General features: G+C 39.0%; 17 protein-coding genes. 5 read left to right on the plus strand and 12 right to left on the minus strand.

The features are described from left to right. Positions 1-208: 208 nt before the first annotated feature. The gene (ptsP, locus tag I2483_RS02590; RefSeq protein ID WP_207173747.1) at positions 209-1,924 is read right to left on the minus strand and encodes a phosphoenolpyruvate--protein phosphotransferase; all 1,716 of its coding nucleotides are present in this window, start codon (positions 1,922-1,924) and stop codon (positions 209-211) included. Further along, on the minus strand, positions 1,924-2,190 hold the full coding sequence (locus tag I2483_RS02595; RefSeq protein ID WP_207173752.1) for a phosphocarrier protein HPr: 267 nt from the start codon (positions 2,188-2,190) through the stop codon (positions 1,924-1,926). The genes ptsP and I2483_RS02595 overlap by 1 nt, the downstream gene beginning before the upstream one ends. A gap of 498 nt (positions 2,191-2,688) precedes the next feature. Between I2483_RS02595 and I2483_RS02600 the strand changes: the two genes are divergently transcribed. After that, on the plus strand, positions 2,689-3,048 hold the full coding sequence (locus I2483_RS02600) for a collagen-like protein (protein ID WP_207173753.1): 360 nt from the start codon (positions 2,689-2,691) through the stop codon (positions 3,046-3,048). 180 nt (positions 3,049-3,228) lie between these two features. Here I2483_RS02600 and purU read toward each other — a convergent pair whose 3' ends face one another. Continuing rightward, a complete protein-coding gene (purU, locus tag I2483_RS02605) occupies positions 3,229-4,113 on the minus strand; it encodes a formyltetrahydrofolate deformylase (protein WP_481886308.1) in 885 nt (294 codons plus the stop codon). Positions 4,114-4,326: 213 nt separating this feature from the next. On the opposite strand from purU, the gene I2483_RS02610 reads away from it, so the two are divergent. Further along, a complete protein-coding gene (locus I2483_RS02610; protein WP_082786555.1) occupies positions 4,327-4,482 on the plus strand; it encodes a DUF1540 domain-containing protein in 156 nt (51 codons plus the stop codon). Between the two features lie 437 nt (positions 4,483-4,919). Next, positions 4,920-5,327, plus strand: a complete 408-nt coding sequence (locus tag I2483_RS02615) for a DUF4395 domain-containing protein (RefSeq protein WP_207173758.1) — start codon at positions 4,920-4,922, stop codon at positions 5,325-5,327. Between the two features lie 119 nt (positions 5,328-5,446). On the opposite strand, the gene I2483_RS02620 is transcribed toward I2483_RS02615, so the two are convergent. Together I2483_RS02620 and fdhF are read right to left on the minus strand one after the other, a co-directional pair. Further along, entirely contained in the window at positions 5,447-5,923 is a 477-nt protein-coding gene (locus I2483_RS02620) for a helical membrane plugin domain-containing protein (protein WP_207173762.1), read from the minus strand. A 6-nt stretch (positions 5,924-5,929) separates the two neighbouring features. Next, a complete protein-coding gene (fdhF, locus tag I2483_RS02625; protein WP_207173764.1) occupies positions 5,930-8,866 on the minus strand; it encodes a formate dehydrogenase subunit alpha in 2,937 nt (978 codons plus the stop codon). A 246-nt stretch (positions 8,867-9,112) separates the two neighbouring features. On the opposite strand from fdhF, the gene fdhD reads away from it, so the two are divergent. Then, positions 9,113-9,922, plus strand: a complete 810-nt coding sequence (gene fdhD / locus I2483_RS02630; RefSeq protein ID WP_207173765.1) for a formate dehydrogenase accessory sulfurtransferase FdhD — start codon at positions 9,113-9,115, stop codon at positions 9,920-9,922. Positions 9,923-10,297: 375 nt separating this feature from the next. Here the strand turns inward: fdhD and I2483_RS02635 are convergent, their stop codons facing one another. The 7 genes from I2483_RS02635 to I2483_RS02665 all read right to left on the minus strand — a co-directional run bounded on the left by I2483_RS02635 (position 10,298) and on the right by I2483_RS02665 (position 16,862). Continuing rightward, a complete protein-coding gene (locus I2483_RS02635; RefSeq protein WP_207173766.1) occupies positions 10,298-11,452 on the minus strand; it encodes a mannitol-1-phosphate 5-dehydrogenase in 1,155 nt (384 codons plus the stop codon). A gap of 1 nt (position 11,453) precedes the next feature. Next, complete coding sequence (locus I2483_RS02640) at positions 11,454-11,891, minus strand: PTS mannitol transporter subunit IIA (protein WP_207173768.1); 438 nt, start codon at positions 11,889-11,891, stop codon at positions 11,454-11,456. Between the two features lie 17 nt (positions 11,892-11,908). Then, positions 11,909-14,032 carry a BglG family transcription antiterminator gene (locus tag I2483_RS02645; protein WP_218624839.1) on the minus strand — a complete coding sequence of 708 codons (2,124 nt, stop codon included), beginning with the start codon at positions 14,030-14,032 and terminating at the stop codon, positions 11,909-11,911. A 55-nt stretch (positions 14,033-14,087) separates the two neighbouring features. Continuing rightward, positions 14,088-15,530, minus strand: coding sequence for a PTS mannitol transporter subunit IIBC (locus I2483_RS02650; RefSeq protein ID WP_207173770.1), 1,443 nt, complete (start codon positions 15,528-15,530; stop codon positions 14,088-14,090). Positions 15,531-15,753: 223 nt separating this feature from the next. Then, the gene (locus I2483_RS02655; RefSeq protein WP_186670795.1) at positions 15,754-16,179 is read right to left on the minus strand and encodes a DUF1801 domain-containing protein; all 426 of its coding nucleotides are present in this window, start codon (positions 16,177-16,179) and stop codon (positions 15,754-15,756) included. Positions 16,180-16,200: 21 nt separating this feature from the next. Further along, positions 16,201-16,509, minus strand: a complete 309-nt coding sequence (locus I2483_RS02660) for a cysteine-rich CWC family protein (RefSeq protein ID WP_346267679.1) — start codon at positions 16,507-16,509, stop codon at positions 16,201-16,203. A gap of 20 nt (positions 16,510-16,529) precedes the next feature. Then, the gene (locus tag I2483_RS02665) at positions 16,530-16,862 is read right to left on the minus strand and encodes a hypothetical protein (protein ID WP_207173773.1); all 333 of its coding nucleotides are present in this window, start codon (positions 16,860-16,862) and stop codon (positions 16,530-16,532) included. Between the two features lie 284 nt (positions 16,863-17,146). Here I2483_RS02665 and I2483_RS02670 point away from each other — a divergent pair, with 284 nt between their 5' ends. Beyond that, the gene (locus tag I2483_RS02670; RefSeq protein ID WP_207173775.1) at positions 17,147-18,049 is read left to right on the plus strand and encodes a TIGR01777 family oxidoreductase; all 903 of its coding nucleotides are present in this window, start codon (positions 17,147-17,149) and stop codon (positions 18,047-18,049) included. Positions 18,050-18,176 lie beyond the last annotated feature (127 nt).

Genomic DNA, 18,176 nt, shown 5'->3' on the forward strand with positions numbered 1-18,176 from the left:
AAGATATTATTGAACATTAAGTATAAAGAAATCGGGGTTCATTTAGGATAAAGGGTGACGTGCAAATCACATCACCCCAACATTTGACTTAGAACCTTTATTATCGATTAAGCGACCCGACCCGCTTTCACAATGTTCAAGATACTCTATTAAAAACAAAAAAACAGCCATTCATATATGAATGACTGTTTTCATTTATTCTTTTGAATTACAATTTGCAGCGAGTCGTAACTGCTTGAACTACATCCTCAGCTGTTGACATCTGCAGGGCTTCATTCGCAAGTTCTTCCATTTCACTCTTGTTCAATTTCAGAATTTGAGTACGGGCCTTTAAAATCGAAGTGGCACTCATGGAGAATTCATCGAGACCAAGGCCTAAAAGTAAAGGAATAGCGATTTCATCCCCCGCCATTTCCCCACACATTCCAGTCCATTTCCCTTCATTATGTGAGGCATCAATAACCATCTTGACTAATCGTAGAATTGCTGGATTATAAGGTTGATATAAATATGCAACACGTTCATTCATGCGATCAGCAGCCATAGTATATTGGATTAAATCGTTTGTTCCAATACTAAAGAAATCAACTTCCTTCGCAAACTGATCTGCCAGAATTGCAGTGGAAGGGATTTCTACCATGATACCAACCTCAATAGTAGTAGCAACATTAATATTGTTAGCTATCAGTTGTTGTTTCTCTTCCTCCAAGATGGTTTTCGCCTGGCGGAATTCATCAAGAGTTGCAATCATCGGGAACATGATTTTCAGATTCCCATATGAACTTGCTCTTAATAGTGCCCTTAATTGCGTACGGAAAATATCCTGCTCTTCCAAACACAAACGAATGGCACGAAGCCCTAGAAATGGATTCATTTCTTTAGGGAGGTTTAAATAAGGGAGTTCTTTATCCCCACCAATATCAAGGGTCCGTACAACGACCGGCTTACCTTCCATTCCCTGTAAAACCTTCTTATAAGCCTCAAACTGCTCTTCTTCAGTTGGGAGTTGGTTTCTACCCATATACAAAAATTCAGTTCTGTATAATCCGATTCCTTCTCCACCATTATTAATGACTCCCTCTAAGTCTTCCGGGGTGCCAATATTTGCTGCTAACTCAACAAGGTGTCCATCAGCAGTGGTTGTTTTCTCATCCACTAGCTTTGTCCATTCTGTCTTTTGTTGCTCATATTTCAATTGTTCATTTTCGTATGTAGCAATGACATCCGGAGTAGGATTAATATGGACCTCTCCTTTAAACCCATCAACAATGATGATGTCACCGTCCTGAATCAGCTTTGTCGCTTCCTTCGTGCCTACAACAGCAGGGATTTCCAATGTGCGCGCCATAATCGCAGAATGGGAAGTCTTCCCACCAATATTAGTTGTAAAGCCTTTTACAAATTCACGATTTAACTGGGCCGTGTCTGATGGAGTTAAATCTTCTGCGATAATAATTACCTTTTCAGTAATCATGCTCGGATTCACAATTTCAACATTTAGCAAATGGGACAGCAAACGCTTCGCAACATCACGAATATCCGCAGCCCGTTCTCTCATATATTCATTATCCATTTGCTCAAACATTGTAATAAACATATCTGATGTTTCTTTAAGTGCGTGTTCAGCATTTACATGATCCGTTTTAATTTTATCTTCAATCGAAGTCAGTAGCTCCGGATCAAGTAAAACTAATATATGTGCGTCAAAGATAGCTGCTTCATCTGCGCCAAGTCCTTTTGCAGCGGTATCACGAATCGACTCTAACTCACTTTTTGAAATAGAGACAGCTGACTTAAAGCGTGCAAGTTCTTCCGGAATATCTTCAACAGTTTTTTTTCTGAAAGATAGATCTGGCTCAACAAAACGGTATGCTTTTGCTATTGCAATTCCATTTGATGCTGAAATTCCATGAAGTAGGCTCATTAGTTAGTCAGTCCTCCGTTTTTCAATGCTTCTTCAAGTTCGTTCAGTGCATCCTGTTCATCGATTCCAGTGGCGCTAATTATAAATTCTGCCCCTAGACCAATCCCTAAAGACATTACGCCCAGAATTGATTTTAAATTGACATTTTTGTCATTGTAAATCAAGTTTATTTCGGATTTGAATTTGGTTGCTGTACTTACTAATATTGATGCAGGTCGTGCATGAATTCCCTGTTCATCCGTAATTATAAACTGTTTTTCAACCATTTTCATCAAACTCCTTCACTAAATTAATACTTACCTACTCAGCTTATCATTTTGAGTCGGGATAGAAAAGGATCTTTCCAAAAAAAACCGTATCTTTTGACAATTTTATTAAATATTACTGGCCCTTCATTTAATTGTAATCGATGTGTTATCATCGGTTTCACGTTTATTTGCCCTGTACTCATATAATGAACGGACGTACTCCACTCATTACCTGGGAATGGGGCAGAAATGGCATTCCATGAACCCAATACAGTTAATTCATTTCTAACTATTTTTTCGCATTATAAGTATTCAATTAGAACATCTCAATATAGAATACCAATAAAGACGACTTCCCCAGCCTTTTTAGGTAAAGCAAGTACTTGTACAGAACGATTTGGTGAACCTGCCGATCCGATTGCTACATCAACACCTTGACCACTATTCTAACTGGTTCCTAATATACAATTCCCACATATATTACTAGGTGTCTATCGAAAAAGGAGGTGTTCAATTATGTCTGATGATCAATTTCCAGTCCCGCACAATCCCAAGAACTCGGAGTTACCCTTTGGACAGCCACATTATCCAAAAAATCAAGAACCAGTTCAATTTACAAAACAAGGTGCTGCACCGACTAAAGCACCGCCATCTATTATTCCAAAACAACAAACGGGGCCACTTTCTATAGATCCAGGCGCGTTACGTGGTTGCTTATATCGAAATACTTACCTACGGCTCGTAAACCGGACGTCTTTTTGGTTTCATCCAACATACATCGATTATATTACAACAACTGGTTTTAAATGGGATGGCAATGCGTGGATTCCATGGAGAATAGACTTGGATAGAATCATATCTTTTCAGTGCACATAGTAATCACTAAAAAAACAAAAAAGGCCCAATTTCCATTAAACACGATGTTGTAATCATTCGTGTTTAATTAAGAAATTGGCCTTATTAATTTTGTCTTCCCATTTACTTAAATACGGATTAACCGTGCTAAGCAATCTAGTTTCTTAACTATTCAAAACTGTACCAAAAGCTAAACTCTTATTAATGAAACACAATCGTTTTGTTACCTTCAACAATAATCCGATTTTCAAGATGCCACTTTACCGCCTTTACAAGAACGCGCCGCTCGATTCGACTACCGATTTTTTTCAAATCAATTACGTCATCACGATGATCCACCCGCTCGATATCCTGTTCAATTATTGGACCTTCGTCAAGATCATTCGTAACATAGTGGGATGTAGCCCCTATCAGCTTCACACCACGTTCATATGCACGTTCATATGGGCGGGCTCCGATAAACGCTGGCAAGAAAGAGTGGTGAATATTGATGATCCGATGCTGAAAATGATCGACAAAATCAGACGTAAGAATTTGCATATAACGAGCAAGTATTAGTAAATCAACATCATATTCCTCCATTAGGCGAATCTGTTCTTTTTCAACTTGTTTCCGGATATCTTTATTGGCCGGTATATAATGAAAAGGAATTCCTAAAGATTCGACCACCCCTCGCGCGTCCTCATGATTACTAACAACGACAACAATATCTGTGTCTAAATCGCCATTTTGCCATTCCCACAAAAGTTCCATTAAACAATGGGTTTCTTTTGAAACAAAAATAGCTGTCCGCTTCCGCTCGTTTTCATAAGCAAAGTGGTAATCCATAGAATGCCTGGTAGCGATTTCCTCAAAATCACTTTCCAATTGTGCAGACTTTTCTTTTAAGTTTTCACAGTAAAATTCGATTCGAATAAAAAAGTTACCCTTTTCCGGATCATTTGAATACTGACTAGATTCAATAATATTTGAATCGTGATTAAGCAAAAACGTCGACAACATTGATACAATTCCCGGTTTATCCGGACATTTCACTAACAGTCGCCCACGGTTTACTCTTTTATTTCCATGTTGTTTTAATTTCATTTCAACTTCTTTTTTTATAGTCATTTCTGAACATCTCCTACTATTAATCGTGCTCGTTATATAGTATCCGTCATTCTACACGACTACGCAATGTTTGCAACTTCAACTAACATTTTAAAAATCAGGATAGTTCTATAAATAGGTGCTTGTTAAAGAATTAAAGTATCAATCCTCCTGTTTCTGTTCATCATAACAAAAAGGAGGTGTGATACTATGGCTCAAGAAATTCTTTGTGAAGTGAGTAACTGTAAGTTTTGGGGTCCGGGCAATAAATGTAAAGCGAATTCTATCTACGTAGTCAGTCAAAAGGGTAAAAAGGCAACAAGTAGCGAAGAAACGGATTGTAAAACATTTGTGCCTAGAGATTAAATAACGGTGTATTTCGAACCAGTTTCGATTATTCATTACTTTGTTAAGTTTTAGTATCAGACACAATGAAAACGCCAGATTCTAAAACAACTTTGAGCTGTTTTGGAATCTGGCACCTTTTATGACGTTAATTAATCCAAGTTTACCTATATTAAGAATAACCTCTTTTCTTACCGGAATGTAGCCCCAGACCAGGTCAAATAAACGACGAAAACGCTAGATGCGATAAAAAATCATTTATTTTCATACATTAATCCTTTCCTGCTAACAATTTCCGCCTATGTACATCTATAGATAAATACTGAAAATAGGCCCTACTTTTTTATTAAGAAGTTGTGGAAGTCCCCTTTACACTATTTTTTTCTTCTTACTCATGTACATTCCGGTCGCCATAACATATAATAATATTAAATCCAATTAGAATAGTAGGTTTTAATATGAAAACAATTCCAAAACCTTTAGTAATGGCGAATCAATGGACGATTGTTTTAACTGTAATTATTGCACTTCTAACACAGTCAGCTTGGATTCTATTCATTCCATTAATCGCAAATCTCTCAAGTTTATTGACGGGATTCCATCCAATTTTAGTTCTTGTTAAACGACTCTTGGCTAAACCGGCAAATCAATATATTCAAGAAGACTACGCGCAGTTAAGATTTAACCAATGGTTAGCTGTTGGATTTTTATTCGTTGCAAGCCTAAGCTTTTTATTGAATTGGACTATATTATTTAATATCGCTACGTTGATGGTTGGCATAGCTGCACTCATCGCAATTCTAGGTTTTTGCATAGGTTGCTTTGTACGCTTTCGATACCAACAATGGAGTTATCGACGTAATTAAATACTATGGAACACAAAATAAAAATCAGCCATAAAACATTCATGGCTGATTTTTATTTTATTTGTGTGTAATCGAGACTTATCGCTAGTATTTTTTTGAACCTTCTCCTACATGATAGCTTATTCTAACCCTTTCCCCATCCCTTTCAGAAAATTCAACCCGAATTTTACAGCACGGTTCGTATCAGGGTCATTTAGCGCGGTTATCAATTGAAAAACACTTACTTTTTGCCCATTACCACTATAAAGTTCCGCTTCATGGAGCCCAGTTTTGACACTCGCTGCAAGTTTCGCTGTTACATCAGGGTCAATAGATGAAATCACACCGGTTGCATTTATCACATGGTTGATGATATTGGTCACTGGGTCACGCGATGCTTGGTCCACCGCAATTTTTGCAATATCATCCTTTGCTTTCACCATTGCCTTCAGCGCATCTAAGACTCCTGCACCATCCAACTCTCCAGTGATTTCTAATATTTTATTGAGAGCCTGATCTTGTTCGGCAATTAACGACTGCAGCTCCTCCAGTTTATTCTGTTTGATTTCTTCGGGAGTCAGTACTTTCTTTTTAATAGAAGTAATGGGTACCGCCATCGTAGATCACCTTTCTTTCTTATCTTCTGCTAATTGCAGGTATCCTGGACGCGCCCATTTCCGCTCTACTTCCACACCATTTTGCGGATGACGCTCTTTATTGCGATGGTTCGATTTCGGTAACGGGTTTTCTCCTTCTTTTCGAAGTACTTCCATTCGTACCATCGTCTGTTTATACGCAGGTGTATTCGTGCGCTTATCGACAGCAGGACCGGTTAGAAAATTAATGGCTGAATCTTTTTCAACCGAATTCATCGGTAAGAATAATTCATTTTTCTTCACTCGATCCGTTACAAGTGCCGGCAGCTTTAATGCGCCGTATGGCGAAATCAGACGTACAAGAGAACCACTTAACACACCTCGCTCTTTCGCAAGTTCCGGCGAAACTTCAACGAAAACCTCCGGTACTTTCTCCTGAATCCCATCCGATTTATTCGTCATATTGCCTTCGTGAAAATGTTCCAGCAAGCGCCCGTTATTAATGTGGAGATCATATTCTACCGGAAACGCTACAGGTTCCACCCAGTCAGACAGAGCGAAACGTGCCTTTTTATCAGGGAAATTAAATCCGTCCACGTACAATAACGGTGTGCTTGCACCATCTAAACTGCCCCATAAAAAGCTGTCCCAATCTTCCATAACGCTATAATCCGCTTGACTGAATAACGGTGAAAGGCTTGCCATTTCCGCAAAAATCTCACTCGGATGACTGTAGTTCCAGTTGGCGCCAAGACGTTTGGCGATTTCCTGGACAATCCACCAATCCGCGCGTGCATCGCCCAATTCTGGAAGTGCTTTGTATAAACGCTGTACACGTCTTTCTGTATTTGTAAATGTACCGTCTTTTTCAAGCGATGGAACCGCTGGTAAAATGACATCCGCATATTGCGCCGTTCTTGAGAAAAAAATATCCTGTACAACGAGAAAATCGAGTTTAGACAAGACATCATGTACATAGTTCGCATTAGAATCGACAAGTGCCATATCCTCCCCTACGATGTACATAGCCTTCATAATTCCATCATCGACGGATCGCAGCATCTGGATATTATCAAGCCCAGGCTTACTAGCGATTTTCACACCGTATGCCTTCTCGAATTTCTGACGTGCCTTTCCATCAGAAACGTGTTGATAGCCTGGAAGCCATCCAGGTAGAGATCCCATATCACACGCCCCCTGTACGTTATTATGCCCACGTAGGGGATAGGCCCCTGCTCCAGGGCGACGGTAATTACCTGTTGCAAGCAACAAATTGGATATCGCGGCAGAAGTGTCTGAGCCTCCGGTATTTTGTGTCACACCCATTCCCCACAGAATACAAGTACCGTCTGCATCACGAATCATTTCCGCTGTCTTAATTAGCATCTCCTTCGCTACACCACATGTTTTTTCAGCATAATCAAGTGTATATTTCTCAAGAACTTCTTTGAACTCATCCAAGTAATGGACATTATTATCAATAAACGACTGATCATGCCATCCTTTATCAATCATGTATTTTGTCACTGCCATGAGCCAGACTTGATCAGTTCCTTGCTTCGGACTTATAAAGATATCGGATCGTTCAGCCATTTCATTTTTCCGCAAGTCGGCGACAATTAATTTCTGCCCGTGCAGTTTATGCGCACGTTTTACGCGAGTTGCGAGAACTGGATGTCCTTCCGCTGGATTAGCTCCGACTATAATAACTAGACCCGCTTTAGCAATATCTTTAATTGTTCCAGCGTCTCCACCCATTCCAACTGTACGGAATAACCCCTCTGTCGCTGGAGACTGACAATAGCGGGAACAGTTATCAACGTTATTTGTTTCAAATACTTGGCGTGCTAACTTTTGAATAACATAGTTCTCTTCATTTGTGATTTTCGAAGATGAAATGAAGCCGACAGCTTCTTTACCATACTCTTTCTTTATTGTACCGAGTTTCAGAGCAACAAGGTCAAGCGCTTCTTCCCATGTAGCTTCAACAAATGAATCGTCTTTTCGTATAAGTGGTTTCGTAATTCGTTCTTCGCTGTTGACGAAATCCCAACCGAATTTCCCTTTAATACACGTTGAAATCGCATTGACTGGTGCATCCGAAACGGGCTGGATCTTTAAAATCTTCCGCTCTTTCGTCCACACTTCAAACGAACAGCCTACTCCGCAAAATGTACAGACTGTTTTCGTTTTCTTCGTCCTCGTATCGCGCATTGCCGATTCAACATCTGAAATAGCCATGATTCCGCTATATCCCGGCTCAACGTCTTTGACAAGTTCAATCATCGGTGACAGGATTTCCTCTTTTAGCCCGGTCATGAATCCCGCTTCTCCAAGCATTGATTTTTCCATTAGTGCATTACATGGACATACGGTAACACAGTGGCCACAGCCTACACATGAAGAGTCATTGATTTTCGCGCCCCCATCCCACAGCACAATTGGACGATCCCTCTCCCAATCAATCGACAAGGTTTCATTTACCTGTAAGTTTTGACATACCTCTACACACTGACCACAAGCAATGCATTGATTTGGGTCGTAACGGTAAAATGGGTGTGTAAAATCCACACTTTCTTGTGTACATTTTGGTTCATACGGATATTTCTGATGTTCAATTTCCATCATATCCACGGTATTATGTATTTTACAGTTGCCATTGTTGTTGTCACATACTGTACAATACAGCAAATGATTTTCGAGAATGCGATCCATCGCTTCCGTCTGAGCTTCTTTGGCACGCGTCGAAGAAAGCGCTATATGCATTCCAGAGACAGCTTTTGTGGAACAGGCACGCATTAGACGACCATCCACTTCCAAGATACACGTATCACATGTCTCAATTGGGTCCACTTCCGGTAAGTAACAAATTTGCGAATGAGTAATTTCATGGTCATTGATCACCTCAAGAATTGTCTTGCCTTCGACGAAGTAATAATTGGAACCGTCAATTTTGATTGGCATGTAGGCGCCTCCTTTTATATATAAAAAACCACCATGAATTAATACACCGACTTGACAAGTGCACTTTCATAGTGAAATAGTCTTCTAACAGAACATGTTAAATTAACATTCTATATTTCCAGTTAAAGTTTGATAACTCCACAGCAATTTATGCACTAACGCTACTAGGTATTAGTATATTCTAACTCGTATAAATAAACAATTAATATAAAGGTATTTCTTTTACTAACAAAGGAGGAATAATGGATGGAACAAGATAAGAAACGGACTATTTTTCGATATTCAAATGGAAATTTCACGATAAAAGAGGACCAAATTGTCGTCGAACATCCTGTCACTATCAAAATCAACAACCAAGAATTTGCAACAATCGTTTGTTCACCCGAGTACATCGAAGACATGGCCGTCGGTTTTCTTGCATCTGAAGGCGTCATTCCAAACTATGAAGATATCAAAGCTATTTCCGTACAGGAAGAATTGGGGATTGTCCATATCAAAACGGACAAAATGTATCCTTTTTACGAAAAATTGCTAAACAAACGTTATATCACCTCTTGTTGTGGTATGAGTCGACAAGGATTTGTGTTCGCTAACGATGCATTGACGGCAAAAAAAATGACGAAAACTCATGTCTCACTTACTCCGAAAGAATGCTTTTTCCTAATGGAGCAGATGGAACAATCAGCAAACATTTTCCGTCAAACTGGCGGCGTCCATAATGCAGCACTCTGCACGCCTACAAACATTATTCTGTCGAGGATGGATATCGGTAGGCATAATGCTTTGGATAAAATCTATGGTCATTGTTTGAAACATACGATTCCAGTCAGAGACAAAGTAATTGTGTTCAGTGGTCGTATTTCATCGGAAATCTTATTGAAAGTGGCAAAAATCGGCTGTGAAATTGTCCTATCAAAATCAGCCCCTACGGAATTGGCACTGTCACTTGCAGAAGAACTTGGCATTACCACTGTTGGATTTATACGGAAAAGTTCCTTTAATCTGTACACTCATCCACAGCGAATCATTAGCGAAGAAATCATAGATAATAAATAGAGCAAATGATCAAAACTGGACCGATATATTTAGTCTGTAAAATAATTGCTAAGCACCGTCCTGGGCGTATTCAAATTCTCACTTAAAAGGCCTACCTATATGCGAAGTGCATTTAGGTAGGCCTTTTAAGTGGCTTAGGTAACTAAAAATTACGGACTGTGGATAAGTTGCAGCATAGTGATTTCACGGCCTGACTCTAGCCCCCAGATGCTCGAAGGCCCACAGGATGTGGGTCACGCAGACATTGCCTCAGGACGCGGCGTACTTTGGCCGTGTTCCCTAATTTGTCAGTCCTGCTGTGCAGCAAAGAACACCGCTTGCGCTTTTGTTCTTAAGATTAAAAACACTTAAACTTACAACCATCATTACTACAAGTCAATTTTTCTTAAGTTTTCGATATTCCTCTTCAACAGCTGTAAACAGAGCTGTTCCAGTTTTTAACCCGGTAAATGTTTCAATTGCATGGCGGATACCTTGCTGTTGAATCGTCTCTTGAATCAGCTTTGCTTCTGGATCTTCCAGATAATCATAACGTAATGCTGCTGCAATTCCCATCGCCAAATAAGTCGGTGTCTCACCAAATAACTCTAGGTATTGTGTTGCTGGTCCAACAAGCCGATCATTGAATTTAAGTTTACGTATAGGTGAGCGACCGACACGAGTTACATCATCAGTAATAAATGGATTTGCAAATCGCCCCATAATTTTTTGGATATAATCGCCATGCTCTTGCTCATTAAATTGATATTTAGCAATGAGTAATTTGCCGGTTTCTTGCAAGACATTCTCAGTCATCGTCTTGATTTCTTCACTTGCAAGTGCATCGTCCATTCTACTGATACCTGCCAAATAACCAAAGTAGGCAACGGCTGCATGACCTGTGTTCACCGTATACAATTTCCTTTCAATATATGGTTCCAAATCTTTAACGAACGTAATCCCTTTAACAGGTGGATTTTCGCCAATGATCTCCGATTCGTCAACTACCCATTCGTAAAACGGCTCCACTTGAACCGCTGTCTTATCTTCATTTACTTGATTTGGGACGATCCGATCAACCGCTGCATTCGGAAAGCTAAAACAGTCATCAAATCGTAACTTTTCGTCTTCAGTTAATTTTTCATATACTTTTTCTTTAAGAAAAGCACTTCCGCCTATCATATTTTCACAAGCGATGATTGTTAACGGATGTCCCGTTCGAATGAGACGCTCTTTAAGCCCTTCAGCAAGTAAACCCGCAATAAAGGGCAGTATATTAGGCCCAACCGCCGCTGTAACAAGATCGGATTTGGCAATCGTTTCGATTACTAATTCCGGATCTGACGCACTATTAATGGCTCGAACATTTTTCACAAGCAGTCCATCGTGAGCTGCATTTGCAAGTTCAACACGGTATTGTTTTTTTTCGTTTATCAATTTAACAAGCTCGCTGTTCACATCTACAAAGCATGTTTCAAATCCGGATTGATACAATAAGTTTCCAATGAAGCCTCTACCTATATTTCCAGCGCCAAAATGAACAGCGATCATGTTAGTTCACTCCTTCAAAGAAGGATAAAACTTCATCTTTAGACGATGCATTCACAATTGCCTCTACATTTTCTTCCTCAGAAACTACAATTGCAATATTCGACAGGATTTCTAAATGCTCGTCCCCTTTTCCAGCAATTCCAAAGATCAATTTAACGATATTCCCATCTCCGAAATCTACACCCTGTGGCACTTGAATAATCGCAATTCCTGACTTCTTTACTTCTTGTTTTGCATCGTCTGTACCATGTGGAATGGCTACAAAATTCCCCATATACGTAGTTGTCATTTCTTCGCGTTCAAGCATTTTTTCTATATAACTTGACTCAACATAACCTCTGTCAAAAAGGATTTTCCCTGTTAGGCGGATTGCTTCTTCTTTTGTTGCAAGTACTTGATTCAACACAATGTTTTCAATTGATAAAATAGGTAATGTCATTGTAAAAACTCCTTTAGTCATTTAATTTTTTCATCTATGAACTGCTTAAAATTCTGTGCCAAATAGGAATGGATTAGTGCGCCCTGATTTGATTCAAATAATTCAATACTTTTTTCGTTTTCGATAATGAGTGAACTAATGAAACTTAGTACTTCTAAACCCTGTTCATGGTATGTATGAGGGGCTAATAAAAGTAATAAATGACTGACTTCGCTATCCGTTCCGTCCATCGCTGCCATTACGATTGGATCCACAAGTGTTTGAATCGTAAACGAAGGCTTAAGAACTTGTTCGTGACGGGTGTGGAATAAAGCTAGCTTTGTTTCAGGAATTCCTATTCCTCCGATAGCTTCTCTTGCAAATAGAGCATCTGCTACAACTTCAGCATTTTTGATAATTTCTTTCTTTTCTAATTGGTTACACGCTGCTCGTATACATTTTTCTACTGACATATGTTCTTTTTGTGATGAATGCTGAAAACCCGATAATAACTCGGCTACTGTTCCCGTGTATAAATGAATATTTTTCATTCCGTTAGTTATTTCTTCAATAGTGGAATTACCATGGTTTAACAAGGTAACCGGTTTTTTAATAAGCATCTGTCTTCTTGCATACAGCTGTACTTGTTTAATTTCTTCTTGTGTCATAAATGGACTGACGATCAAATATTCCTTGCTGAAATCTTGTAAGTAAATAGTAGAAATAACTAAGTCTCTATCAGTGATTTGAAGTTCATTTAATTCAAAAAGAGATACATTCGTTATTTCTGCAATTTCCGGTATTTCGCGTTGAAGTCGCGATACAAGCATTTTCGATGTTCCAATGCCGCTGGAACAAACAATATAGGCTTTTAAATCCTTTTCACCCTTCAAACCAAGTAGGACAGATCCGAAATGCATCACTAAGTAACCTATCTCTTCGTCAGGTATTCGTAGCTCCGGAAAAACTTGTCCAACGGCATCCTTGACAATCTGAAACAACTCTTCATAATCTTTACGAATACTCTTCAACAAAGGATTGGTGATACCCATATCCTGTCGAATACGATAAATTGCAGGCTTCAAATGCGTAACAAGACCTTCTAACAGGGGCGCGTTATCCATTAATTCCTCACCCGTCGCATCTTCCATGCACTGAACCAGTTTCTTCGCTTGCATGAATGTTTCCAAATTGGAGGCTTCAAATAATTGTCCTTCATTATGACGAAGCTTGGCACCTTGAAGATGCATCGTAATATACCCAATTTCAGCTTTAGGTATTTCAATCTGGAAACGAGCCGATAATTTGGCAATAATTTCATGTGCGATGTTGTATTCAGGTTCCTTTGTTAACTGCTCCAAATACACCAAATCCATCTGAATATTTTCACCTAAGATAATACGTTCAATTGCCAGGGTTAGATGAACTATAAGTCCGACATAAGCATTATCCGTAATTGGAAATGGGAGTACTCGATTTAATTGTTGCATGACATCTTCAATAATAAGTATTTTTTCCCGATCAACAAGATGCAATAACCGTTTGGATATAGGATTCTCTCGATTCCCAGACTTCTTCTGAATACGTTCTGTGGTAAACGAAAACAGCTCGTCTTCTTTTAATGTCTTGGCAATCACGTAACTCATTGCTCGTCGTTTTGCTTTTTCTGATCCGCTTATTTCAATTCCATACCCTCTTTTTTTCACGATTAATAGCTTAAAGGATTTTAATTGTTCCTCTAGTTTAAGTAAATCTGAACTGATTGTCGCAATTGCCACTCCTAGTTCATTGGCAAGTGCAAATAGCTTCACAGGCTCTGATGATTCATACAATGTGCACAAAATCAGGGTTTGCCTTTCGTCCAGCGTATACTCTCGAGATGTGAAAGTGTTTAACTTTTGTTTTAAGGCTGCCTTATTTGTTTCTCCCCCTACAATCTTAATGCCAACCCCAGTTTTCCGTACAAGTTTAAGGTTGTACGCACGCAATAACTTTTCTATCGTTTTCAAATCGCGGTGAATGGTCCGGGGGCTGACAGCTATTTTCTCCGATAATTCTTTAATTGTCACTTCTTCATTTCTGTCGATCAATTCATCCAAGATAACTTTTTCCCGAGCTGAAATATCTATGTTAAACACCCCATTGAAATACTTTGTAATCATTGGTAAAACTCAGCCTAATTTCTTTCGAATTAGGCTGAGTTTAAGTGTACACTCATTACTTTTTCAGTTTTTCAAGAAGTTCATCGTATCTCGGACTATTTAAAAAGTTTTCAACTGAAATATGGTATGCGTTTGGTGATTTTGCTTTCGCACGTTCTGTTAGATCTTTATGAGTGATTACCACTTCCGCATCGGATGGTAAATTACTGATAGCCATATTCGAAACAGCAACATCAATATCAGCTTTTTTCACTTTATTCCTCAAAATTGACGCACCCATTGCGCTAGAACCCATACCTGCATCACATGCAAAAATAATACTTTTGACATCTGCAAATGACACTTCTTGAACAGCTTCTTTAGCAATCGATTGTTGCATGAAGTCTGTTGCACGGCTCTCTTTTCCTTTTAACGCGGACGTTTTTTCCGTTGCTTTCAATAAATCGTCTTCATCCGTTTGTTTTCCTGTTTTCAATATAATGGATGCAATAATGAATGATACGAGCGTTGCAAAGAAGACACCTGCAATGACAGCTACATAACTTCCTTTTGGTGTCATCGCAAGGATGGCAAAAATACTACCAGGTGATGCCGCCGCGACTAAACCTCCACCAAGTAGTTGAAGTGTAAACACGCCCGTTGCGCCTCCCGCAATCGCTGCGACCAACAGCAATGGTCTCATTAAAATATAAGGGAAATAAATTTCATGAATCCCCCCAAGGAAATGGATGATTCCTGCACCTGAAGCTGTTTGTTTCGCCATACCTTTGCCGAAAATCATATACGCTAGTAATATCCCAAAACCAGGTCCTGGATTGGCTTCCAATAGGAAGAGTATTGATTTTCCTGTTTGTGTAGCTTGTTCAATTCCAATTGGACCTAAAACACCGTGGTTAATGGCATTATTTAAAAACAATACTTTTGCTGGCTCAATCAATATACTTGCAATTGGCAAAAGATTAGCATCAACAATCGCTTGAACACCTGCTCCAAGTGATTTATTCAACGCTTCTACTACCGGACCAATTCCTTTAAAAGCAAACAATGCTAGTATGAACCCAATAATACCTGATGAAAAGTTATTGACTAGCATTTCAAAGCCTGCCTTAATTTTCCCTTCTATTAATTTATCGAACTGCTTAATTGCCCATCCGCCTAAGGGTCCTACAATCATCGCACCGAGGAACATTGGAATATCTGCCCCGACAATGACCCCCATAGTGACCGTTGCACCGACGACTCCTCCACGGATGCCATGGACAAGACGTCCACCCGTAAATCCGATTAAAATTGGCAGTAAGTAAGTAATCATAGGTCCTACAAGTTCTGCAAAACCTTCGTTTGGAATCCAACCTGTTGGAATAAATAGCGCTGTGATGATTCCCCAAGCGATGAAAGCACCAATATTCGGCATGATCATCCCACTCAAAAAGCTTCCAAAACGTTGCACTTTCATTTTGAATCCGGAATTATTTTGCTGTTCATTTTCCACAATCATACACTCCCTTCCTTTTTTTAAAGCGACAACTGTTTGATTACTCCCAATAATAAAGCGTTTACATTCGTAAGGCAATCGAATGTAAACGCTACTTTGTCACTTCTATTGTTGCCATGTGTATACTTGACGGAACTCAGTATACACATGGCTCTACTTAATTATTGGAATTTACAGTCTACCATCTAATTAATGGACTACTGCAAACCTCTCTTTAGGTAATGCGTTATTGATTATCCTGGTATTGTGTTTGCAAAAACGTAACCGATTGAGTAATTAACTGTTTTAATACATTCGTGTCGATATCATCGACTTTATTAATATACACGCATGATTTGCCAGAGGTATGTTTTCCAAACGTCGCCAGCAATGCATCGCGTTCGCTATCTCCGGGTGCAAAATACAAACTAGTTTTTGCTTTGCGCGGAGAGAAGCCTGCCAACGGTGCGTCACCTTCGTGACCCGTTTTGTATACATAATGATACGATCCAAAGCCAATAATGCTTGGCCCCCACATTTTTGCTTCAAGGCCAGTCGCCTCTTTAAATATATCGAGTAGCGTGTAAGCATCCGCACGTTTTTTGGGATTTTCTACATTCTCAATAAATTCAATAACGTCATTGTCTGTTTCCTTCGTTTTTTGTTCATACATATTCCATTACCCCCTCTTCCATCATACTACGAACTCGTCTAGACATTTTTTACATATGCATGATTTTCTCAATTGATCATAAGGTACTAGTTCGAAAATAGCTTTCGGAAAGAATTCTCCACTACACCAACATATACCTAAAGATTTTTCTGTGGAATTACAGCAATTATTGTTGCCTTTGCAAATAGGACATTGGTAACTTTCTGCTGTATCGAATGCTTGGACCATGGTTTTGCCTCCCTTAACTTCGCAGGTTATTTCAGAGCTTATGACATCTGTTTCACACATTTTAAAAGTAAAAAGAATGAATGATTTGTATTGCTTGCACATCAGAAGAAATTTCTGATTATTTAATATGAAGACATTCGAGAAGTTGATTTCATTTCAGTGTTCCTTAAATAATTCAAGTGATGAATTTCTACTCTGTAAATTAAACTTTTTATATATTTCTGTAAAAAAGGTTTAACTTTTCCGTTGTAATCCTCAAGTGATTTGCATGCATAGTCTTCGTCCATAGAAACAGTAAAATTGCATGTGATCACTACATATTCTTCCCCAGTAGTTGAAAACCGTTTGGTTACTTCAATAATCTTCATACTTACAAATTTATTTTTCATATATGTTTTTGATTTTGGTAATTTTTTATTTGACAGAAAAGATACAATTCCTTTTACATAAATCATTCTATTTGCCTCCAGCTTAAGTTGGGAAGATAGATTTCTATATCGCGAGTGAAATTTTCAATAAATTGATTCAGATATAGATAAGATATTTACCATACTACAGTTTCTACACAATTGCTTTGCATGTATTGTATCACAATAAGAACATCGGTTTCATTACTTTTCATCGCTTGTTCCATACTAACAAAAATGCCCTTGGCTCTCTAAGTTATAAGCTCACTTTGCAACATAATTATGCAATCAATCGTCCAATTAGTAAGAACTACTGGAAACGGGTGAATGATATGAAAAAAAAGATAGTCATAGCTGGCGGATCGGGTTTTGTAGGTCAACACTTTGAAGAGATGTTTACGAATTTAGGCTACGAAATAATCATTATTTCAAGACGGTCTGACCAACTTCTTTGGACAGATAACGTAGGTATTGTAGAGGCCTTGGAGGGTGCTGAGATGCTCATCAATCTTGCTGGGAAATCCGTCAACTGCCGCTATAACGAGAAAAATAAAAAAGAAATTCTAGTTTCCAGAACAGAAACTACAGAAATACTTGGAAACGCTTTGTTAGCCTGTAAAAATCCGCCGTCATTATGGATCAATTCAAGTACGGCTACGATTTATCGACATGCGGAAGATCGACCTATGACGGAGGCTAGTGGCGAGATTGGAACTGGTTTCTCCGTTGAGGTGGCACAAGCATGGGAGAAATCCCTATTTGCTTTCCAGCTTCCTCAGACACGGAAAGTCGCATTAAGAATTGCAATTGTACTCGGTGAGGATGGTGGAGTGATGGATCCCTACCTCAACTTGGTACGCTATGGGCTTGGCGGTGTTCAAGGATCGGGCAACCAAATGTTTAGCTGGATTCATATGGAAGACCTATTTCGAATCGTCCTTTTTCTTCAAAAGAATAACGATTTGGATGGGATATTCAATTGTTCGGCCCCACAGCCGATTACGAATCGAGTATTCATGACACAACTGCGGAAAACAATGGACCGAAAGTTTGGATTACCTTCACCGAAATGGATGCTCGAAATGGGGGCTACTTTTATGAAAACCGAAACAGAACTGATTTTAAAAAGCCGCTGGGTTGTTCCTGATAGATTGGAAAAGGAAGGGTTTCATTTTACATTTGATACAATCGAGAAGGCACTTCACCAAATTTTGAAGAGTTCGAGTAAGATATAGTGGGAAACCAATGCTAAATCTGGACCATTAATGGCGACCCCCCACTAACGAATAAAAAGACATAGCAAAGAAACCACTTTGTTAATAAAGTGATTTCTTTGCTTTTTATATAACCGAAAACAAACAC

This window comes from Sporosarcina sp. E16_3, assembly GCF_017347125.1.
GTDB lineage: Bacteria > Bacillota > Bacilli > Bacillales_A > Planococcaceae > Sporosarcina.